We start from the raw sequence: 21,549 nt of genomic DNA, 5'->3' as shown, positions 1-21,549 counted from the left end.
CGCCGGGGTATGCCACGACCGCGCTCGTCGTTCGACGACCTTCGCTCGTTCGAGTTCCGCGACCCCGAGGAGGTTCTCGATGCCGATAAGCTCTACACCGTCTACGAAATCGCCCGCCTGCTGCAGGGGCTCGACCCCGACGCTGACCTCGACCCCGGGACCGAGGGCATCCTGCTCGATTGGGCGATTCCGTGGATGCTCGACCACAGCGACGCCTTCGTCTTCGCCGAACCGGAGGCCGACGAGGAGCCGGGATACTACGGACTCAAATGAGGCTGCTCGTCGCCGGCGGCGCGGAGGTCGACGCGGGAAAGACGACGTTTACAACCGGACTCGTCGCACGCACCGGCGTCCGCGGCTACAAGCCTCGCGCCGGCAACGGCTACTGGTACGACCAGGATGATTACCGCCGCGCCGTCGAGACCGAGCGGCTCTACGGAAAGGACGCAAAGCGAATCGCGGCCGCCAACCCCGACAGCGCGCCGCCGGAAGCGATAAACCCCGTCCACCGGCTCTGGATGCCGACCCCCGGTCGCGGGAAGGGGCTCCTCGGCCGCGAGGGCCGGCGGTTCCTCCTCGACAGAGTGACACTGGATGGGGACGACAGCTACGTCGTCAACGGGGATGCCGAACTCCCGCCGGCCGCCACGCGTGCGTTTCCGGTCGATTCGTCGCCACATGTCGAGTCACTGCCGGCGTTCAACGACCTCATGGAGCAGCGACACGCCCCGGCGCTTTCGGCGCTGGCGGACGAAATCGACCGCCGTGGCGAAGCCATCGTCGAATCCTACGCCGACATCGCCCGGCCGCTGTCCGGGTTCGTCCCCGACGCCGTCGCCGTCGTCGAGCCGCGCCGCTGTCGCATTTACGACGGTGAGCGATACGATAAAGCCTGTTCAGTCGCCAGTGGCAGCGCCCGCGAGGGGCAACTCGAAGAACACGTCGGGAGCGTTACGGAACTGTTGGACCCGGCGGCGACGGTGACGCTGCCCGCGCTTTCCAGCGAGGAGCGGAGCGATGTCGGGACTGTTGCCGACGCTTACGCGCCGGCCTACGACGAACTGCTTGCGGTTGCCTGAGAGCCGTTTTTCGTCCGCTCGAACGGTCTCTGCGGTCGTACCCTACTAGGCGGCTAGGAGCTACCGCATCCGTGCAGCCCCGTGGGCTAGCTCAATGTGGTGTCTGGGGTCGGCATCGACCGTCGGACCGTGGCCGACGTACATCGTCGACAGCGACTCGTCGACGGCATCGAGCAGGTACTCGATGCTTTCGATGAGCTGGTCTCGGTCTCCTTCGGGGAGGTCGGTGCGGCCGAAGCCACCGTTAGCGAACACGAGGTCACCGGCGAAAAGCGTCGCCGCCGTCGGAGCATACAGGCAGACGTGGTCTTCCTTATGGCCCGGCGTATGCAGCACCTCATACGGGTGGTCTCCGATGTCGACCGTGTCGCCATCACCGACCTCGTGGTCGACGAGGTCGTGGTCGCCGTCGTACCCCCAGACCTCGACATCGAACGCTTCGACGACAGCGGGCACGTTACCGACGTGGTCGGGATGGGTGTGTGTCAGCACGACCGCATCGAGGTCGCCGGTCGCCGCATCGACGTTCGAGACCGCGTCGAAGTCGTTGCCGGTGTCTACGAGGACGGTCCGCTCGCCGTCGACGAGGAACGCATTGCTGGTAAACGAGCGGATACCGCGCGCGATGTTCCGGACGGTCATGGCCGGCCGTAGCCGGTCGCCGGCTTTGTGCCTTTCTACTGGCCGGCGAGACGGCCCACGGCGACCGAAAGCGCCAGCGCCAGCGCGGCAACAGCGGCGACAACAAGGAACGCGACGCCGGTGTTGGCGGCGTCGATGACGTAGCCGAACGCCGGCGGTGCGACAGCCCCGCCCGCGGAGACGCCGAGTGTGATGACCGCGAAGTTCTTGCCGACATCTTTCCGTTCCGACGCGAGGTCTGTCAGTGTCGACCGCGCCGGCCGGGAGATATCGATAGTGGCCGCCAAAAGCAACACGACGCCGACGGCGGCGGCGACCGGCAAAAGCGCCGAGGAAACGAGCGTCGCCAAAACGACAAGGCTGCCGTAGCCGACAAACAGCATCGGCATCGGGCCGATCTTGTCCGCAACGTACCCGCCACCGAGCAGTACGACTGCACCGACGACGAGCATCGCACTGGCGACGAGGCTGGCGGGTTCGGGGGCGAGTCCGTAGCTCCCCTCCAAGAGCGTTGCGGCATACGCTCTGACACCCCACGCAGCGACGCTGTTGACAAACCACAGCGCCGCCAACAGCAACACAAGCGGCGCAGCCAGAAGCGTCCGTCCGTAGCCGCGGACCCGTCCGATGACCCGCCGGAGCCGCTCGCGGCGGGTCTCTGCCGGGAGTCGGTCCATCGCCCCGTCGTTTGCGAGCGCGCCGGCGCGGGTAACGCTCTCGGGGAGCCGCCGGACAGCGGCGACGGCGACGAGCGTGTAGACCGCGCCGAGCGCCGCGATAGCGCCGAACGCGAGCCGCCAGCCGCCGCCGACCGCGACCGATGCCGGCACGACGGCAAAGGGCAACGCCAGCCCAAGCGCCCCGGCGAAGCCGTGGGCGCTGTAGGCACGAGACCGGAAGCCGTCCGGTGTGGCCGCCGAGATGAGCGGATAGTGGGCGGGGTGGTGGCCGGCAACGCCGAGGCCCATGACAGCAGCAGCCCCGAGCAGCCACCAGTAGTCGGGGGCGACCGCCGCGAGCGCACAGCCGACCGTCCCGACAGCGAGGCTCCCGACCAGTACTGCCCCGTGGCTGTAGTTGTCGGAGACGTAGCCCAGCGGCAACTGGAAGACGGTGACAACGACGTTGACGACGCCGAGTGCGACCCCAAGCGCGGCCAAGGAGACGTCAAGGTCGGCGCTCAGGAGAGGAAACGCGGGAGCGAACAAAAGCAGATACGCGTGGTTGACGACGTGTGAGCCGGAAACGAGACCGATGACGGACGTGGCTTCCCGCGATGTCACGGGCGGGCGTTTGCCGCCCTCCGTGTAAGCCGGTTCGGTTTCGCTGTCTGTCGGTGTCGGTCGTTAGTCGGCGCTGACCCGGGGGCGTCCGGAGTCGACGGTGGGGGACGGCGTCGAGCCGCCGGCCCGGCGGACGGCGCGCTTCAGCCGGTCGACAGAGACGCCAGCCTGTCGTGCGGCCGCTTCGGCTGTCAGTGTGCCGTTCTCGTAGAGCGCCATCGCCGTCCGCATCGCGTGTTGGTTCATACCTCCACTATCGGTGTTCGGGATTATAATAGTATCGAGAGATAATATACCAACCCATGTCCTAATATGCCGACGAACACGAACGACCGTGATATTAGGCGACCGCGGGTCGGTCCTCGCAACGTTTTAGTCCGCGCTCCCGCCCTATTATGTATGGACCGCGCCGACGAACTGCTGGAACTGTTGTGCGAGAACGCCCGGTATTCGACGGCTGACCTCGCCCGCCTGACCGACTCCGACGAGGACGAGGTCGAAGCGACGATCGAGGAACTCGAAGCGGAGGGCATCATCCAGGGATACACGGCCGTCGTCGACTGGGACGCTGCCGGCGACGAGCGAGTCCGTGCCCACGTCGAACTCAACGTTACGCTCGACCGCGAGACGAGCTACCGCGATGTCGCCGAGCGCCTCGCCGGCTTCTCGGAGATACAGGACCTGCGGCTCGTCTCCGGCGACTACGACTTCGCGCTCGAAGTTGAAGGCGAAAACATGCGCGAGGTCTCGAAGTTCATCAGCGACAAGGTCGCTCCTGTCCCCGAAATCACTCAGACGGTCACCCACTACATCATGGAGAACTACAAGCAGGGCGGCTATCGGTTCGACGACGACACCGACGACGACCGGCTCTCGGTGACGCCATGACGCTGGAGCCGTCCGACCGAGTCGCCGACGTGCCGCCATCGGGCATCCGCCGGTTCTTCGAACTCGCCGAAGAGATGGACGATGTCATCTCCCTCGGTGTCGGTGAACCGGATTTCTCGGCCCCGTGGGCGGCCCGTGAGGCGGCCATTAGCTCGCTGGAGCGCGGCCGAACATCCTATACGGCAAACCGCGGCAAACGGGAACTCCGGGAAGAGATTGCCGACGATGTCCGCCGCTGGAATCTCCAGTATGACCCCGACGACGAGATTCTCGTCACCGCGGGCGCAAGCGAGGCCATCGACCTCGCGTTCCGGGCGCTCGTCAACCCGGGCGACACCGTCGCCGTCGTCCAGCCCTGTTATGTCTCCTACACGCCGGGCGTTACCTTCGCCGGCGGCGAGGTGCTCGATGTCCCGACCCGCGCCGAAGACGAATTCAAGCTGACACAGGAGGTCCTCTACGAGGAGGGGGCCGACGAGGCCGACCTGCTCGTCTACTGTTATCCGAACAACCCAACGGGTGCGACGATGAACCGCGAGGAGCTGGCCGAGGTTGCCGCCTTCTGTCGGGAGGAAGACGTCGACGTGTTGGCCGACGAGATATACGCCGACCTCACCTACGACGGCGACCACGTCTCAATCGCCGAGTTCGATGGCATGCGCGAGCGGACCGTCGTCTTCAACGGCTTCTCGAAGGCCTACGCGATGACCGGCCTCCGGCTCGGCTACGCACTGGGTCCCGCCGACGTCATCAGTGCGATGAACCGCATCCATCAGTACACGATGCTTTCGGCGCCGACGACCGCCCAACACGCGGCCATCGAGGCGCTGCAGACCTGCCGAGAGGATGTCGAAGAGATGCGCGACCAGTACGACCGCCGACGGAACTTCGTGCTCTCGCGGTTCGAGGAGATGGGTATCGACTGCTTCGAGGCGACGGGTGCCTTCTATGTCTTCCCCAAGTGTCCCGGCGACGATGCCGGCCAGTTCGCCGAAGACCTGCTTGAGGCCGAACAGGTTGCGATGGTCCCCGGCGATGCCTTCGGGGCCGGCGCTTCGGGTCACCTCCGGGCTTCCTATGCAACCGGTCTCGACGAGCTACGGGAAGCGATGGACCGCCTCGAACGGTTCGTTTCGTAGCTGAATCGCCCGAATCAGCGCTCGATTAGGGCAGAAGTCTTTTTCAGCGAGACACCGAACCGAAACACAATGGCCGTCGACGAGGGGGAGGGCGACGACGGGGGAGCGGCATCAGACGCCGGTCCAGCGGCGCCGGAAGCCGACGACAACGGCACACAGTCGGCGACTGTCGGCACCTACGACTGGGACGACTTTCGACGCGAGTTCCACGACAGCGACGCCGATGCGCCGTTTTCCCCCGAATCGTATCTCGGATTCGACCCACGTGACGCTGACGGACGGCTCGGTGTGGCACACATAGCAGCCGAGACGGTCGCCGAGGCTGCGAACCGACGGACCGTCCGCGTCGACCCCGATGTCGATGAGGCGGAATTCTTTACGACTGACGGCGGTGCAGCGACCGTTACGACCCGCTATGACCTCGAGAAGGCGGTCCCCGACGAAAAGAAACAGCACTTCCGCGAGGTCGACCGCTACTGGGTCAACGAGCCGTACGCCTTCGTCATTATATTCCACTCCGAGAAAGAAAACGAAAAGAAGTACTACCTCGTCGAACCGCATCTGTCGCCGATTGAGGACGACCTCCGTGAGTTTCTGGCCGGCAAGCTGAAAACCGCCATCAAGTACTCCAGCGACGAGACCGTCGTTCATGGCGGCGAGGATGTCCGGGCGTCGGTTATCGAATCCGAAACCCACGCGCTGCTCGACCGCTACGACCTCTATGCCGACGGGGCTCGTCCCGACGAAAACGGCGACGGGCTTGTCGCGACGCTTTCCTCCCTTGTCGACACCGACGACGGTGAAGCAGGGCTCTTCGACGGGCTGGATATTCGGGCGCAGTTCGGGTTCGGCGACGCTGACGACGAGGACGCCAGCGACCGCGGGGAAGCAAACGGCGGTGACAATGCGTCCCCCGACACGGACGACGCCGAACGTGGCTCCAGCCTGCGGGCGGTCTCTGCCCGCCCGGAGCCGGCCGTCGTCGAAGAGGACGCCGAGACGCTGACGAGCCACCAGATAGAGAAGCTCCTCTACATGCTCAAGCGGGACTTCATCGGCTACGAGCGCATCGACGGCATCAAACACGACATTAACGTCGAGGACATCTCCTGTGACGGCTACAACTCGCCTGTCTTCGTCTACCACTCCGACTACGAGCAGGTCATCACGAACGTCTACCACGGTGAGGACGAACTCGACGAGTTCGTCGTCAAGCTTGCTCAGCGTTCCGGCAAGGGGATTTCCAAGCGGAGCCCACAGGTCGATGCGACGCTGCCCGATGGCTCCCGTTCGCAGCTCACGCTCGGCCGCGAGGTCTCCGACCACGGGACAAACTACACCATCCGGCAGTTCAAGGACGTTCCGTTCACCCCGATAGACCTCATCAACTGGAACACGTTCTCACTCGACGAAATGGCGTTTCTGTGGCTTTGCATCGAGAACAACAAGTCGCTCGTGTTCGCCGGCGGCACCGCGTCGGGGAAAACAACCTCGCTAAACGCCGTCTCGCTTTTCATCCCGAGCAAGGCGAAAATCGTCTCCATCGAGGACACCCGCGAGGTCGAGCTACCGCAGCGAAACTGGATTGCAAGCGTCACCCGACCGTCATTCAGCGACGGCGACAAGGGCGATGTCGACGAATTCGACCTGCTGGAGGCGGCGCTGCGGCAGCGCCCGGACTACATCGTGATGGGCGAGATTCGCGGCGAGGAGGGCCGAACGCTGTTTCAGGTCATGTCGACCGGGCACACGACCCTGACGACGTTCCACGCCGACTCGGTCGGCGAGGTGATAAAGCGGTTCACAACCGACCCCATCAACGTCTCGAAGACGATGTTCACCGCGCTTGATTTGGTCTCGATTCAGACCCAGACGCGCGTCGGCGGCAACAAGGTCCGCCGGAACAAGTCGCTGACCGAAATCAACCACTACGACCCCGAAAACGACGAAATAAACGTTCGCGATGTCTACCAGTGGCAAGCAGAGACCGACCAGTTCCTGGAAATGGGAACCTCGAACACGCTGGAGCAGATACGCTTCGACCGGGGCTGGACACAGCAGCGACTCGATTCTGAGCTCCGGAAGCGGAAGGTCGCCCTCGCGTACCTCATCCATGAGGGGCTCAACACCTACACGCAGGTCGCAGCGACCCTACAGGCGTTCGTTAACGACCCCGACACTATCATCTCACTCATCGCCAGCGGCGACCTCGAACGCTCGCTTGAGGACCTCCGTGAGATGGAGTCGGTGCAAATCGATATCGACCCCGAAAAGGAGGCGATGGTTCCACGTCCCGACCCGGGTGAAGCACTCCGCGAGGAGACCGCCGCCGCCCTCGAAGCGGCCGAACCGCTTTTAGAGCAGTACCGCGACCAGCCAGCCGGTGAGGTCGCCGACGCGCTCGATATCGAGCCCGAAACGGATATCGATATCGGACAGAGCAGTGAGACGCCGTCGAGAGTCGACGATGAAGACACGCCTTCGGATGACGCCTCCGCTTCTGCCGATGGTGGCGAACAGCGGATAACCGACGCGGAGACATCGGTGCCGGACCTCGATGACATCCGTCGGACCGGCACCGACGACCCAGACCGATGAGCTTCGAGTACGGTCGACAGACCGCCGGAACTGACGCCCTCGCCGACCTCTTCTATCCGCTGTACACGCGGCTCTTCGACGACGACAGCGACTTCGTCGCCAACCTCGAACGGAAACTCGCCGAGGCGCGCATCCCACAGACGGTCGAAATCTACCTCTCGAAATCGCTCGGCGTCGGTATCCTTTCGGGACTGCTCCTGTGGCTACTCGGCACGCTCGTCGGCTGGCTCCTCGTGTCGGTCGTGCTTACTGCGCCGCCGACGTTTCTCGGCCTGCCGCTTCCGGAGCCGTATCTCAGCATCGTCAACGAGCTGAAATTCCCGTTCATCATCGCTGTCTCCGGGCTGTTCTTCGGGAGCATCGGGTTCGGCGCCGGCTTCGGCGGTATGGTCGCCAAGCCGTATCTCGAAGCGGACGCCAGAAAGCGCGAAATCAACGTCCTGCTTTCCGATTCGGTGTCGTTCATGTACGCTCTGTCAGTCGGCGGCCTCAATCAGCTCGAAATCCTCGAAGCGATGGCGCGCGCCGACGACACCTACGGCGAAGTCTCCCAGGAGTTCCAGTCTATCGTTCTCGAAACCGAGTATTTTGACACCGATTACCGGACCGCAATCCGGAACCAGGCGATGCAGACGCCCTCCGAGGAGCTCAGTCAGTTCCTCACCGACATGCTCTCGATTATCAACTCCGGGGGCGACATGGAGCAGTTCCTCGAAGACCAGAAGGAAAAGCACATGCGGACCTCCAAGCAGGAACAGGAGACCGTCCTCGAAACGCTCGAACTCTTCGGGGAGATGTACATGACGCTGTCGCTGTTCCCGCTGTTGCTCATCATCATCGTCGTCATCATGTCGATGCTCGGGGAGGCACAGGACGCGCTCCTGTACGGCACCGTATACGGGCTCATACCGCTCATTGGGGCCGGATTTTTGGTGCTCGTCTCGACGGTCGTACAGGACGAAGTCGGGGACGGCTATCTCCGAGCCGACGACGGGGCGGTCGCTGACGAGTCCAGCTCGATGTTCGACCTCGGGCTCGCGGCCGACTACGCCGGGCGACGGGCGGTCTTCGACCGAATCGAGACCAAAGAGGGCACCCACCTCACGCTACAGCTGCTTGCCCGGCCGCATCTGTTCTTCCGCGACAACCCGCTGGCGGTGCTCGCGATAACGGTGCCGGCGTCCGCGGTGCTTGTCGGAATGTCCGTCTCCGCCGGCGTCGCGCCGCTGTCGCTGGAGGGGATGATAGCTGCCCCGGTAATGGGGACGTTCTTTTGGGTCTACGTCCCGCTGTATATCAACCTCATCCCGCTGACGCTCTTTTATGAGTGGAACGTCCGCTCGCGGCGCAAGATTACCGACTCCCTTTCGGATGACCTCCGGAAACTCTCCAGTGCCAACGATACGGGAATGACGCTTTTGGAATCAATCCGCGTCGTCGCCGACACCTCGTCGGGACGGCTGGCCGAAGAGTTCCGTGTGATGTATGCGAAGGTCAACTACGGGACCAGCCTCAAGACGGCGCTGCGGGAGTTCAACAACAAGTACCACATCCCACGGCTCGCCCGGACACTAAAGCTCATTTCGAAGGCACAGGAGGCCTCCAGCCAGATTACACAGGTGCTTTCGACGGCCGCACAGGCCTCAGAGAACCAAGACGACATCGAGCGGAACCGCAAGTCCAGAACACGGATGCAGATGGTCATCATCATCATGACCTACGTCACGCTCTTGGGCGTGATGGCGCTGCTCAAAGTCGAGTTCCTCGATACGATGGCTGGGCTCGTCGACCAGGCGGGCGCCGCCGAAGCCGAGGACGCTCCCGGCGCGGGGCAGTTCGGCGATGGCCTCGATGTCGACGAGCTGACGATGCTGTTTTTCCACGCTGTCACCCTGCAAGGTATCATCTCCGGCGTCATCGCCGGCTACATTCGTGAGGTGAGCATCATGGCGAGCCTGAAGTTCGTCGTTGTCCTGCCCACGCTCGCGCTGGTGGTGTTCATGCTCATATGATTTCCGTACCGACCGACCGCGGACAGACGACGCTCGATTTCGCCATCGGGACGAGCGTGTTCCTGCTTGCGACGATATTCGTTGTCGCATACGTGCCGACGATGTTCGACCCCTTTGCCGGTGGGGGCGGCTCAAAACTCGTCGTTGCCGACCACGCTGCCGCGACGCTTTCGGGTGACTTGCTCGCCACCTCGACGGCCGAACCCGGAACGCTCTCTGTCGGTTGTGTAGCCGCATTCTTTGATGCCGGCCCTGCGGAGTTCTGTGGCACCGACTTCGATGACGAAGAACAGATGCTCGCCCTCGATGACCGAAACGCCGCGGTGACGATTCACCCACTCGATGCGTCACCCACATCGCCGGCGACGCTTCCCGAAACCGCAATCGACGACAGCCACAACGTCGACAGCGACGCCGACCTCGCGTGGACAAACGCTCCGGACAGCCAGCGGCAGGATGTCGCCGTCGCGACCCGCACCGTCTCGGTCGCGGGCGACCAGTACCGAATGACCGTAGAGGTGTGGTAACAATGCGTGGTCAAGCACACACCGTCGAGGCGTTCGTCGCCGCCGTGCTCATCGTCGGTGGGCTGGTCTTTGCGACACAGGCGACCGCAGTGACACCGCTTTCGGCCAGTACCTCCAACCAGCACATCGAGAACCAACAAGAGGCGACCGTCGAGGGGTTGCTGGCGACGGCCGAACGGGAGGGCATGCTGCAGGAGGCGGTCCTCTTTTGGGACCCTGACGAAGAGGAGTTCCAAGGTGTTCCCGACCAAGGGACCTACGCCGCCGGCCCACCGAACGATTTTGGCGAGGCACTTAACAAGACACTCTTAGAGCGCCAGATTGCGTTCAACATCGACGTTCACTACGCGGAGCCGGACGGTGGGGTCGGAACCGAGTCGATGGTCCGGATGGGTGAGCCGAGCGACAACGCCGTCGCCGCCACGCGGGCGCTTGGCGTGTACGATAGCTCGGAGTTGACAAGCGACGGCTACGAAGGCGAACAGCTGGACGGCACCGAGTTCTACGCTGATGACATCGACGACAACAGCGAACTCTACACCGTCATTGAAGTGGAGGTGGTCGTATGGCGGAAGTGACAGACCGCGACCGCGGCCAGTTGCTTTTGGTCGCCGGCATCGTGCTGGCGGTGCTGTTTGTCGCCTTAGCGTTGCTTGTCAACACCGCCATATACACCGACAACGTGGCGACCCGAGACGGGGATGCGGCAAGCGAGCCGCTGGCATACCAGGAGGGGGCGGTGTCTGTCGCCAGCGGGCTCATCGAGGCGGAGAACGAGGATGGCGACGACTTCGGCACCATTGAAAGCAACGTCCGAGACGGCTTCGAGGAGTCGCTATCGATGCTCGAACAGCGACATCTCCAGCGCGCGGCGACGACGGAGACGGGCACCAGCGGTTTCACCGAGGGCCGACACATCCAGCAATCCGACGGCATCGACAACTGGGGTGTTAGCGGCGCTGACGGCGTCAGGGCGTTCTCGATGACGCTTGAGCGCGGCTCGATGGATTCTATCGATATCGATGACGAAGACGACCCCGACCCGTTCAATATCGACCTCGGGGATGGCGAACTCGAAGTCTACCTCGACGCTGAGAACGACGACGACCTGACGGTCAGCGTAGACGGTGAGGTCCGCTGTCGCGTCGACGCCAGTGGCGATGTTTCCTTCGACGTGACCGACGAACGACTCGACGGGAAGCCGTGTCCGCTCGGGCTGTCGAGTGACCTCGACGATGACTTTGTCGGCTTCGACAACGCCGACACGGTCGATGGGGAGTATGAACTGATTGTTGCCACGACATCGGAGCCGGCTGCCCCGGAGGTTTCCGAGGTGCTCTACAGCGTTGTACTCGATGTCGGCATCCATTCGCCGGACCGCAGCTACGAATCGAGGGTGACTGTCGCGCCGGGTGAGTTCGATGACTGACGACCGTGGTGTTTCGGTTACGGTCGGCTACGTGCTCAACCTCGCCATCGCTGCGATACTGGTTTCGGCGCTTTTGATGGCCGGCGGCAGCCTCATCGAGAGCCAGACCGAGCAGGTCACCCACGACGAACTCACCGTCGCGGGCCAACAGCTCGCCGGCGACCTCGCCAGCGCCGACCGGCTCGCCCGCGCCGGCGAGACCGAGACGCTCACGCTCCAGACCGACCTGCCACAGCGGACGGCCGCCGGCAGCTACTCGATAACCGTCGCGCAGCCCGATGGAGAGTCAGCGGGTCATATCGAACTCGAAAGCACACATCCAGAGGTGACGGTGACCGTCCCGCTCCGGAGCGAAACGCCGGTCGAAAACACGACTCTCTCCGGAGGACAGGTAGCGATTGTCTATGATGACGGCGAGGACGTACTGGAGGTGCAGTCGTCGTGACCGACCGCGCCGTCAGCGATGTCGTCGGGTACGTGCTCGTGTTCTCGCTTATTGTCGCCACCATCGGGATTGTCACGACGGTCGGCTTCGCCACACTCGACGACCGCCAAAGCGCCGAACAGCTCAACAACGCCGAGCGAGCGTTCGATGTCTTTGCGAACAACGCTGACGACATCTACCGCGGCGGCGCGCCAAGCCGGGCGACAGAGATGCGGCTCGCAGGCGGGACGTTGCGATACGGCGAGCCGACAGAACTCGTCGTTCGGGATGCCGACGCCACTGCTGAGGACCAGAACCTCACCGTGCGCTATACGCCGCTCGTCTACACCGATGGCGATGCTGAAATCGCATACGAGGGCGGGGCGATCATCCGCGGCGACGGCCACGGCGGGGCGATGGTCCGGGAGCCACCGTTCCGGATACATAGCGAGCGGACGTTGCTCCCGTTGCTTGGGACGACCCGTGCACCAGGTCCGACAGCCGTCTCTAGGGACGGGACTGTACAGGTCGAGACCGTCCGGACGAGCCGTGTGCCGACTACCCCGACGGACCTGCAGGACGCTGACGAAATTGAAATCGAAGTCGATTCACAGCGACAGTCGGCGTGGAATCGGTACTTAGAGCGGCAGGCCGATACGGATAGCGAGTGGGAATACGTGGCCGACGGCGTGCTGCGCATCGAGACGGAGTCGCTGGAGGCCCCGCAGTTCCGAATGCGACTGCGGTTTGCCGGCTGAGACGGCTATATGTCGATTGTAACCCGGTTTTCGCTGACGTGGAGGTACTTGACGGTATTCGCATCGATGTCGACGTCGATATCGCTCATATCATCGTCGTGGGTGAACGCACCGTTTTGGAAGCAGAAGTTCTCGACAACGACGGAGCCGGTGACATCGACTGAGCCACCACCACAGCCGCCACCACCACCTTGGTCACCTTCCATGACCGTGTTGGGTGCATAGATGCCGCCGACGTACGTTGCGCTATTCATCCGTACCGCCGGCACGTCGGAATGGATATACGTGATGAACTGGCTTGGCTCACCGCCGACATTGACTTCGTCGCTGCCGCCAGTCATACTGAACTCTCCGCCGGGACCCACGTACAGCGAGACAGTCGCGTCCCCGTCGACGATATCTATCGACCCGGTACCGTCGACCCCGTCCGAGTCATCGACAACGATATCGACCGCTCCGTCGGTCGTGTCGATGTCGATATTCTCGATGTCGTCGGCGTCAGTCGTGTAGTAGGTCCCATGCGTGAGCGTTGATGAGAAATCGTCGCGACAACCGTTGGTTTCGCAGTCGTCGATTCGTTGCTCAATGCGGTCACTCGCCGACGGTGCGATGATGCCTTCCCGTGTCGACCCATCAACCTCTGCCCCATCGTTTTCAATTTGTTTTGCAGTGACAGTAGCGCCGAACGCCGGCTCGAAGGAGGCAGTCAAATCGACGACGAGCGTATCCGAGTCGCCCTCGTCACACGTCTCATCGAGCCCACCTTGTGAGCGGTCTCTGAAGAACGACTCCCAGCCCTCGCAGTACCGGCTCTCGACTTCGATGTAGACGGTCCCATCGGTCAGTGGATTGTCGAAGTCTTCGTTTTTCGAGACGTTGGGGTAGAGTTGCCGTGGGTCATCGCCCCGCGTTGCCGCTCCCCGCACGTCGCCGCTGGCGCTTCCGGCCCCGGAGACGTTTAGAATCGGAAACGTCAGCGTCTCGCTCCGGTAGTGGAACTCGGGTGGTGAGACCATCCGGCTGTGGTCGCCAGTCCGTTCCCAGACGCCGCCGCCTTGGTAGGCGATTTCGGTGTCGCCGTTCTCGTAGACCATCGCACCCAGCGAAACATCGCCGATGTCGTCTCTGTCACCCTCAGCGTCCTCGACGTACATCAAAACGTGTCCTTCATCGGGCTCGACGGTTACCTGTCCGTCGGTAATCCGTCCGAGCGCGAACTCTTGGGCGTCTGATTCGCCGAGCCCGACGAGGCTCGCCTTGGAGCTGAACTGCGACATCGAACTCTCGACCTGCGACTGTTCGGTGTCCGCGCGGGTGTCTTCGAGCACCGCTCCGCCAACGAACACGAGCGCGCTCACCGCGGCTATCGTCATGCCGAGGATGAGCACAATTCCGACAGTGTTCGACACCGCACGGTCGTCCATACGTTCGTCGTTGGTCGCCGAGCCTCATCAATACCGCGCCCGGGTTAGCTGCCGAGGCTGGCCCGTCCGTCGAACCGAAAGTTTATATACAACACCTGTTCATGTCCACCCGGTTTCCGGCGGGCGGCACCACATCCCTGTCCCGTCGTCGCGGCGGAAACCGGGCAAGCACGGCCGACTTCGGTCGTGCAGATTTCGACACTCTCACCCCGAGCTTCGGCTCTCAGCACCACTCCTCGTACTGGTGGACGCGGGCCGGATTGAGCGGCTCCGGTTCACGGCCGGTTCCATCGTAGGCCTCCCGGTGTTCGGTGTAGGTGACCGTAAGCGACGCCTCACTGTCGCGCTCCCGTGGAATCGTCGCCTCCGCCTGCCGCCGGTTCCAGTCGGCGAAGGCATCGAGGGCGTCCGTACTGTCTAGCTCGTCGATGTCGAGTGCTTCCATAGCGGCTTCGATTGCGGCCGTCCCGTCGTCGGTGCGGGCCAGAAGCGTCGTCTTGCCGTCCGGGCTGCCGACGTTGCCCGCCGAGATGTCAGCAGCCTTTCCGACTGCGTCGGCACACTCGGCACAGCCGCGGAGAGCCGCGGCGTCGAACGCCTCGACATCCTTTGTCAGCAGCCGATGTCCGTCAGCATCGCGGGCTGTCAACGCACCGCCGACGACTTCGAGGCTGTCGACATCGTCCATATCGACCCCGTTGCCGACGAGCAGCGACCGGAGCCTGTCGGCCGCAAAGCTCCGCGTACAGACCAGTGAGACGGTTAGAGACACCGACGCCAACTCGTCGTCGTACTGCAGTCTATCGAGCGCCGCCGCGCCCTGAATCACACACGGCGTCCCGACAAGCGCGATGTCGGGGTCGACGAGGTCGCTTTCGGCGACGAGGTCGTCGACTTGCCCGAGTTGCATCGTCTGACTGTAGGTGCTACCGGCGCTTTCGAACAGCTCTTCGGGACTCGTCGCCAGTGTTGCTTCACCGGCGAGCGGGTCGTCGCCGTCGCTGACGACGACCGCCCCATCGATTTCGCCGGCCGCTAACAGCCCGGCCAGCAGCGCCGTCACCGCGCCCCCGTCTTGGCCTTCGTGGTCGTCGTCGGCGCTGGCGGCGTAGGCGGCGTCGGGGGATTCGCCTTCGAGTTCGTTGAGCCGCTCGTAGCGCAGCCCGCTCCGAGGACAGAAGTCCCAACATCGAGAGCAGCCAGTACACATCCGGACCAGCGTCGGCCGTCCGGTCTCGGGCTCGATGCCGATGGAGTCAGAAGGACAGGCCGCCATACAGCTACCACACTGGACACAACGGTCGGCCTCAATGACAGCTTCATCGAGGTCTCTGAACCACGTTTTCTCTTCCGGCTCTCGGCTCTCAGTGATGCTATCCCGCGGGTCGTTGCCGACGCTTGGAACGCCGGGTGTCGCTCGTTTCGACATCAGTCTGCCTCCTGTGGGTGTGTGCTTGTCGTGACGATTCGGTCTAGTCGTTCGGTGTCGGTCCGGTCGGCCCACTCGGCGAACGTCTCGCCGTCCCGTCGGGTCTCGACGAACCGCCGAAGGACCCGTTTTACCGCTGTCGGCACTTCGCCAACCGGTATGCGGCCGGAGACCCAGTCGACGAACTGGTCGCGGTCGAGGTCGCCGCCGAGGCCGACATCGACCGCCTGTGCGGCTTGGGTCTCGTCGCGATAGGCTTCGCCGCGCAGCCCGATGTCGCCGATTTGTGGCTGCGCACACGACGCCGAACAGCCGCTCATATGAATACGAACGGCTTCAGGGACAGCGGACTCTGGAATATCGGCGTCGTCCAGCCATGCGTCGAGTTCCTTCGCCCACCGATAGCCGCGGCTCTTTGTCTCGATAACGCCGTATTTGCAGAACTCCCGGCCGGTACAGGTGACGATACCCCGCGAGAACGGCCCCGGGTCGGGACTGTACGACGAAAGCAGCGGCTCGCCGAGCATCGATTCGAGCACCTCGCCACGGACGCCGGGGACGACGAGGTTCTGGTTCGCCGTCGTCCGGACCTCGCCGCTGCCGTACCGCTCGGCGATGTCGGCGAGCGTTTGTAGCTCATCGCCGCAGATTCGACCGGTCGGGAGGTTCAGCCCAACCGTGTGGTTCCCATCGGCTTGCTCGTGGATACCGACGTGGTCGCCGCGGTACTCGGTTGTCAACAGCTCGTCGTAGGGCTCGAACTCGAACTCGACGTAGGATTCGAGTTCCTCGCGGAATCGGTCGGTCCCCCAGCGGTCGACGATGTATTTCAAGCGATTGACTGCAGTATCGAGGTACGCACCGTGGTCGATAAACAGGTCCGCAGCCGCAAGCGAGAGGTCGACGACTCGCTCCGGTGGAACGAAAACGCCGAGGTCGGTCGCCGCTCGCGGCCCGTCGGAGAGGCCGCCGCCGACCTTGACAGCAAAGCCGTCGCGGCCGTCCTTGACCGCCGGGACGAATCCGAGGTCCTGTAGCTCCGCGCGGCCACAGTTTTCGTGGCAGCCCGAGAGACTGACTTTGAACTTCCGAGGGAGGTTCGCATACCGGGTACTCCCCTCGAAGGCGTCGGCGACATCCTCCGCGAGCCCGCGAACGTCGACCGTCTCGTGGCCGACTCCCGCTGCCGGGCAGATGACGACGTTCCGGAGCGTGTTCCCGCTTGCCTGAATCGTCGTCAGCCCGACCGACTCAAACCGGTCCCAGATTTCGGGCATGTCCTCGATGCGAATCCAGTGCATCTGGATGCCCTGCCGTGTTGTCACGTCAAGGAAGCCGTCACCGAAGACGGGGTTTTGCTCGCTGCCGCCGTGTTCCGGCGGCGCGGTGGCGAACTCGTCGGCGACTCGCCCGACAGTGCGAGCCTGTTCGGCTGTCAGCTGCCCGCCGGGAATCTTCGTTCGGAGCATGAAGTAGCCGTCCTGCCGGGTCGTGTAGAGTCCGAGCAGGTGGAGGCGGCTGAAGATATCGTCACCGAGTTCGGCCGGCAGTGCGTCGAACCCTTCCGGGGCGACCGCCCTCACTGAGTGGTAGAGCTCTTGGGGGTCCCACGCGGGCGAGTTCGCCCGCACCAGACCGGTAAGTTCGCCCTCGTAGAATCGGACCTCATCGTAGCCAAGCGACGAGAGAACGGCGTAGGTGTGGCTAAGCCGCCGGGCTGTATTACAGTAGAGCAGTATCTCGTCGTCGGACGAGAGGCCGCGGCTCTCCAGCAGCGTCCGCAGCTCCGACTCCGGCTTGAGTCGGTCGGTTTCGGCGTCAACGAAGGCCTCCCAGCCGAGATGCACTGCCCCCGGCAGGTGGGCGCTCTCGTACTCGCCGGCCGTTCGCGTATCGACCAGTACGGCCCCTTCGTCCGCGTCGATGGCCGCCTCGACGGTCGCACGGTTGACGATGGCGTCCTCATCGAGCGCCACCGCGCCGTACTCCGAGGAACCCTCCGGCCCCGGGCCGCGTTCCGTCTCGTTGTCGTGCTGCCAGACATCGAAATCACCCTCAAGGAGATACAGCGGTCCGTCGTGGCCGTAAACCGCCGCCGTTAGCAGAAATCGAGCCGCCTCAACGCCGCGGCTGTTGTCATACGCGACGAGTGGGTCCCCTTGCTCGACACCGGCAGCCGATAGCTGCTGTCGAACCGTCGCCGGTGTCGGGAGTCGGCCCGCGGCGTCGGTGCTGCGGTCCCGAATCCGCTCGAACGGAACGTTGGCCGCTCCCGGGATATGCCCGAGTTCGCGGTAGTCTCTCGGCTCCCGAACGTCGACGATGGTGTACTGCTCCCGCTCGTCCGCAAGCGCTTCGGGAGCGATAGTGTCGATATCCAGCGTCATCGGTTCCCCTTGGTCTCAGTTTGCGTTTTTGTCGGCTGGTTCTGATACATCTGTATACGGACACATGAGGGGTACACCCATCCTCCTTCCCGTTGCGGAAACGGTTTCCACTCCTCGCCAGTGGCCGCAAAACCGGTGGTAGAGGCGCGAGGAGTGGTGATGACACGGTATAATGGCCTTTTATATACTCTCTGTTCGGCTAACTGCCGGACGGTACAAGATATATAATTTTAATTATATTTATCAGACACGACAGAGGAACATGACAATATTGCTGGTTAATGGGGCTAATCCCAGAACGACTTCGTCCGGGCGTACTGACGTTCGCGTTCGATGATGTCGCGGTAGAAGTCGGCTTCCTCCTCGCGGTGGTTGTTGATGATGTAGGCGGCGTTCCGTGGCCCGACGCCTCTGGCAGCGAGCGCGATAACGGCCCGTTTACCGTGGCTTTGAACGATACTGGCGGCCTTGTATGCGCGTTCGGTCGCTTTTTGTTGGTCGTCGTCCTTGTCGTCGGTCCGCACTGCCTCAAGCACCTCATCGGCCCACGGGTTTAGCGCCGCGATTCGTGTCGACCCGCACAGCGGACACTCCGGCTGGTCGTCGACCCGCTTTACCGTCTGTCTGCGGTCCCACTCTTTGCAGTGCAGGCAGGCAAGCAACACGTCGTCGTCGAGGATTCGTTCCTTGACCGTCTCGACGACGGAGGCGTCGGCGTTCTCCGGCGACAGCAGCTCCCGGCCAGACGAGCGGCCCGCCTGTCCGAGCGCGGTTCGCTCGCCGACCGTCGCCAGCTCGATGTCGCCGGACTGCAACCGGGAGAGTATATCGCTTGCGCCGTCGACATCGAGCTGTTCGTGGAGGACGACTCGGACCGCCTCGTCGTAGATGGGGGTATCCTCAAGCGCCGCCAGCAGCCGGTCCTTGCCGAAGCGGTTCTGGCTGGAGCCGGTCCCTTTCCAGCGCTTCAGCGCACCGAACTTCGCGGCCACCTGCGCGAGCGTAAATTTCAGCGTCTCGGCGTTTTTCAGGCTCAGTTCGACGAGCGTCGGCACGTGGTCGGGGTCCGTGGTCTCCAGTAGCTCGACGACATCGCCGATGGAGGTCCCCGACGGGACTTCGAGTTCGATGCGGTAGGGGTCGACCTCCATTGCCACTGAGCCGCCGGTTTGTTGGCCGATAAGCGCCGAGAGCAGCCGCCCCAGCGTTTCGTTGGCCGTGTGGCCGAAAGCGGCATTGAGGACGATTTGTCGGCCGAACCCCTCGACGACGATTCGGTCGGGGGTCGGAATCGGCCCTTTGTGGGCTTCGACCGGTTTCAGCGCCTCGCTTGCGGTGTGTTCGTCGGTCGGGTAGCGGTCGGCGACCGACCGGGCGACCGCACCGCGGCCGTCGCCGCCGTCGAACCGGCCCCGGGCGTCAGCACGGGCGGTTGCGACAGCCTCCGCAACACCGCGGGGGACCGGTATCTCCTGGCCGACCCACGAGGGCACCTCGCCGGTCGGGTCCTCGATGGGCGAAACGAGTACCTCCTCTTCTTCGTCGTCGATTTCCGTAATGCGCCACATCTCGCCACCCTGTACAAACGTCTCGCCGGGCTCGGCGAACGTGACAACAAAGCGCTCGGCGAGCGTTCCGACCGGGTCGCCGGAGGCCATGTCCGTGACCGTATAATTGGCCTCGTCGGGTATCATCGAGAGGTTCGCATAGAAGTACTGCCACGTCCCGCCGGATTTCTCGATGCGGTCGTCGCCTTCTTCGAGCCACAGGATGCGGTTCTCCGAGAGCTCCCGCACGACGGCTTTGAACTGCTCTTCCGGGAGGTTCCGGAACGGATAGGCCCGGGTCAGTATCTCGTAGGCGCGGGCCGCGGGGAGCTCTTCGAACCCCATCAGAAGGCCCGCGATTTGGTTGGCGACCGTATCGAGGCTTCCGTGGTGGATGCCGGCCGATTCGACGGCCCCACGCTCGGCGCGGTCGACGATGGAAAGCGCCTCGAAGGTGTCGTCAGGATGGGTCGTAATGACCGTCCCCGAAGACGTTTCGTCGCGCCGGTGGCCTGCCCGGCCGACCCGCTGGAGTAGCCGCCGGACCTCTCGCGGACTCGCATACTGGATGACGTGGTCGATGTCCCCGACGTCGATGCCGAGCTCCATCGAGGAGGTACACATGAGCCCGTCGATCTCCCCGGTCTTGAACGCGTCCTCGACATCGATGCGGGCCGACTTCGACAGCGACCCGTGGTGGATACCGATATTCGTGCCGTAGGCTTTCAGCCGCGAGCCGAGTCCCTCTGCCGTCTGCCGGGTGTTGACGAATATCAGCACCGAGTCGTGGGCGTCGACCAGTTCGTCGATAACACGGACGTGGCTTGCCACCTCGGCGTCGGTCAGCAGTTCGCCGGCCGCAGTCCGGTCTTCAGGTCGTATCTCGGGTGTCCGGACGGTCACATCGAGGTTCGTTCCGGCTTCGACGTCGGTGACGTGGCACCCCCGGTCGCCGGTCAGAAACCGACCCACTTCTGTGGGGTCGCCGACCGTCGCCGAGAGGCCGATACGCTGGAACGGACCTGCGTGTTCCCGAAGGTGTTCAAGCCCGACTGTCAGTTGTGCGCCGCGCTTGGAGCCGGCGAGTTCGTGGACCTCGTCGACGACGATGTGCTCGATGTCCTCGATGGCCCGCCGGAGCTTCTCACCGGTGAACATCGCCTGTAGCGTCTCCGGCGTCGTCACTAGCACGTCCGGCGGGTCTTCGGCCTGCTTTTGTCGCTGGTAGTCGGTCGTATCGCCGTGCCGCACGTCGATATCGATACCGAGCGTCTCGCCCCACCATTCGAGCCGCTCGCGCATGTCGCGGTTCAGCGCCCGCAGCGGCGTGATATAGAGCGCCTGTATCCCGTGTCGTGGCGGTCGTTCCTGAATCGATGACAACACGGGCAGCATCGCTGTCTCCGTCTTCCCCGAACCGGTCGGAGCGACAACAAGTCCGCTCTCGCCGGCCGCAAGCGTTGGAATCGCCTTCCGCTGTGGGGCGGTCGGTGTCGAGAACCCACGCTCCGAGAGCGCCTGCCGGACATCGTCGTGGAGCCGCGCGAAGGCGTCCATTCCGGCTGCGGCGCTGTGGCCCTCACTCATCATCGTGTCCTTGTTCCGCGAACGGAATAAGCGGCCCGCTCTCCCACATCACCGGCCGCAATCACGGCCACACTATCGGCTGTGAACGCTGAAAAAGCCCGCCAGCTGCACCAGTCCGGCCAGCAGCGTTGCAAGCCCGGCACAGGCGGCAAGCGCCACTCGCGTGCGTCCATCGTCAGCTGTGCCGAACTGCGGCTGGCTGACGACGACGGTCCCGCAGTCGGGACATTCCAGTTCCTCTCTGCCGTCCCGCCGGCTGCGGGACCAGTCGGTCGCCATCGGACCGTAGTGGTCGCAGTCCGGACAGAACAGCGTCGACTTCTTGTCCGGGGACATCATATTCAGGCCTAGCTGTCGGAGAAATAAGTATCTGCTGTACGGTGGTATTTAGTTATA

The 21,549-nt window shown here is 63.7% G+C and carries 19 protein-coding genes; 11 read left to right on the top strand and 8 right to left on the bottom strand.

Annotated features, from left to right (window positions below):
• Window positions 1-9: 9 nt before the first annotated feature.
• Together NP_RS09980 and NP_RS09975 are read left to right on the top strand one after the other, a co-directional pair.
• Window positions 10-273, top strand: coding sequence for a DUF5827 family protein (locus NP_RS09980; RefSeq protein WP_011323725.1), 264 nt, complete (start codon window positions 10-12; stop codon window positions 271-273).
• Window positions 270-1,079: an ATPase gene (locus tag NP_RS09975; RefSeq protein ID WP_011323724.1), complete on the top strand. Its 810-nt coding sequence runs from the start codon at window positions 270-272 to the stop codon at window positions 1,077-1,079. The genes NP_RS09980 and NP_RS09975 overlap by 4 nt, the downstream gene beginning before the upstream one ends.
• Window positions 1,080-1,139: 60 nt before the next feature.
• Here NP_RS09975 and NP_RS09970 read toward each other — a convergent pair whose 3' ends face one another.
• The 3 genes from NP_RS09970 to NP_RS09960 form a co-directional block, all read right to left on the bottom strand.
• Window positions 1,140-1,721 carry an MBL fold metallo-hydrolase gene (locus tag NP_RS09970; protein ID WP_011323723.1) on the bottom strand — a complete coding sequence of 194 codons (582 nt, stop codon included), beginning with the start codon at window positions 1,719-1,721 and terminating at the stop codon, window positions 1,140-1,142.
• 35 nt (window positions 1,722-1,756) lie between these two features.
• Complete coding sequence (locus NP_RS09965; RefSeq protein WP_011323722.1) at window positions 1,757-3,004, bottom strand: MFS transporter; 1,248 nt, start codon at window positions 3,002-3,004, stop codon at window positions 1,757-1,759.
• Window positions 3,005-3,067: 63 nt separating this feature from the next.
• Window positions 3,068-3,250, bottom strand: coding sequence for a hypothetical protein (locus tag NP_RS09960; protein WP_011323721.1), 183 nt, complete (start codon window positions 3,248-3,250; stop codon window positions 3,068-3,070).
• 153 nt (window positions 3,251-3,403) lie between these two features.
• On the opposite strand from NP_RS09960, the gene NP_RS09955 reads away from it, so the two are divergent.
• The 9 genes from NP_RS09955 to NP_RS09915 all read left to right on the top strand — a co-directional run bounded on the left by NP_RS09955 (window position 3,404) and on the right by NP_RS09915 (window position 12,779).
• Complete coding sequence (locus tag NP_RS09955; RefSeq protein ID WP_011323720.1) at window positions 3,404-3,892, top strand: Lrp/AsnC family transcriptional regulator; 489 nt, start codon at window positions 3,404-3,406, stop codon at window positions 3,890-3,892.
• On the top strand, window positions 3,889-5,031 hold the full coding sequence (locus NP_RS09950) for a pyridoxal phosphate-dependent aminotransferase (RefSeq protein WP_011323719.1): 1,143 nt from the start codon (window positions 3,889-3,891) through the stop codon (window positions 5,029-5,031). The genes NP_RS09955 and NP_RS09950 overlap by 4 nt, the downstream gene beginning before the upstream one ends.
• Before the next feature lie 69 nt (window positions 5,032-5,100).
• Window positions 5,101-7,629, top strand: coding sequence for a type II/IV secretion system ATPase subunit (locus tag NP_RS09945; protein ID WP_011323718.1), 2,529 nt, complete (start codon window positions 5,101-5,103; stop codon window positions 7,627-7,629).
• Window positions 7,626-9,641: a type II secretion system F family protein gene (locus tag NP_RS09940; protein WP_011323717.1), complete on the top strand. Its 2,016-nt coding sequence runs from the start codon at window positions 7,626-7,628 to the stop codon at window positions 9,639-9,641. The genes NP_RS09945 and NP_RS09940 overlap by 4 nt, the downstream gene beginning before the upstream one ends.
• The gene (locus NP_RS09935; RefSeq protein WP_011323716.1) at window positions 9,638-10,168 is read left to right on the top strand and encodes a DUF7287 family protein; all 531 of its coding nucleotides are present in this window, start codon (window positions 9,638-9,640) and stop codon (window positions 10,166-10,168) included. Before NP_RS09940 ends, NP_RS09935 begins: the two co-directional genes overlap by 4 nt.
• A 2-nt stretch (window positions 10,169-10,170) precedes the next feature.
• Window positions 10,171-10,746 (top strand): DUF7288 family protein, encoded by a 576-nt coding sequence (locus NP_RS09930; protein ID WP_011323715.1) that lies wholly within the window; start codon window positions 10,171-10,173, stop codon window positions 10,744-10,746.
• Window positions 10,734-11,597 carry a DUF7261 family protein gene (locus NP_RS09925; RefSeq protein WP_011323714.1) on the top strand — a complete coding sequence of 288 codons (864 nt, stop codon included), beginning with the start codon at window positions 10,734-10,736 and terminating at the stop codon, window positions 11,595-11,597. Before NP_RS09930 ends, NP_RS09925 begins: the two co-directional genes overlap by 13 nt.
• Window positions 11,590-12,042 carry a DUF7266 family protein gene (locus NP_RS09920; RefSeq protein WP_011323713.1) on the top strand — a complete coding sequence of 151 codons (453 nt, stop codon included), beginning with the start codon at window positions 11,590-11,592 and terminating at the stop codon, window positions 12,040-12,042. The genes NP_RS09925 and NP_RS09920 overlap by 8 nt, the downstream gene beginning before the upstream one ends.
• Window positions 12,039-12,779, top strand: coding sequence for a DUF7289 family protein (locus NP_RS09915; RefSeq protein WP_011323712.1), 741 nt, complete (start codon window positions 12,039-12,041; stop codon window positions 12,777-12,779). Before NP_RS09920 ends, NP_RS09915 begins: the two co-directional genes overlap by 4 nt.
• A 5-nt stretch (window positions 12,780-12,784) precedes the next feature.
• On the opposite strand, the gene NP_RS09910 is transcribed toward NP_RS09915, so the two are convergent.
• The 5 genes from NP_RS09910 to NP_RS09890 all read right to left on the bottom strand — a co-directional run bounded on the left by NP_RS09910 (window position 12,785) and on the right by NP_RS09890 (window position 21,492).
• Window positions 12,785-14,203: a DUF7289 family protein gene (locus NP_RS09910; RefSeq protein ID WP_011323711.1), complete on the bottom strand. Its 1,419-nt coding sequence runs from the start codon at window positions 14,201-14,203 to the stop codon at window positions 12,785-12,787.
• A 223-nt stretch (window positions 14,204-14,426) separates the two neighbouring features.
• A complete protein-coding gene (locus tag NP_RS09905; protein WP_011323710.1) occupies window positions 14,427-15,632 on the bottom strand; it encodes a Coenzyme F420 hydrogenase/dehydrogenase, beta subunit C-terminal domain in 1,206 nt (401 codons plus the stop codon).
• Window positions 15,632-18,019: a rhodanese-like domain-containing protein gene (locus NP_RS09900; protein WP_011323709.1), complete on the bottom strand. Its 2,388-nt coding sequence runs from the start codon at window positions 18,017-18,019 to the stop codon at window positions 15,632-15,634. Before NP_RS09900 ends, NP_RS09905 begins: the two co-directional genes overlap by 1 nt.
• Before the next feature lie 287 nt (window positions 18,020-18,306).
• Window positions 18,307-21,153, bottom strand: coding sequence for a DEAD/DEAH box helicase (locus tag NP_RS09895; RefSeq protein ID WP_049939648.1), 2,847 nt, complete (start codon window positions 21,151-21,153; stop codon window positions 18,307-18,309).
• A gap of 72 nt (window positions 21,154-21,225) precedes the next feature.
• Complete coding sequence (locus NP_RS09890) at window positions 21,226-21,492, bottom strand: hypothetical protein (RefSeq protein ID WP_011323707.1); 267 nt, start codon at window positions 21,490-21,492, stop codon at window positions 21,226-21,228.
• Window positions 21,493-21,549: the final 57 nt, after the last annotated feature.

This window comes from Natronomonas pharaonis DSM 2160 (assembly GCF_000026045.1).
Classification (GTDB): Archaea; Halobacteriota; Halobacteria; order Halobacteriales; family Haloarculaceae; genus Natronomonas; species Natronomonas pharaonis.
The sequence above is the reverse complement of the archived record's forward strand: the minus strand, read 5'-3'. Positions and strand labels throughout refer to the sequence as shown.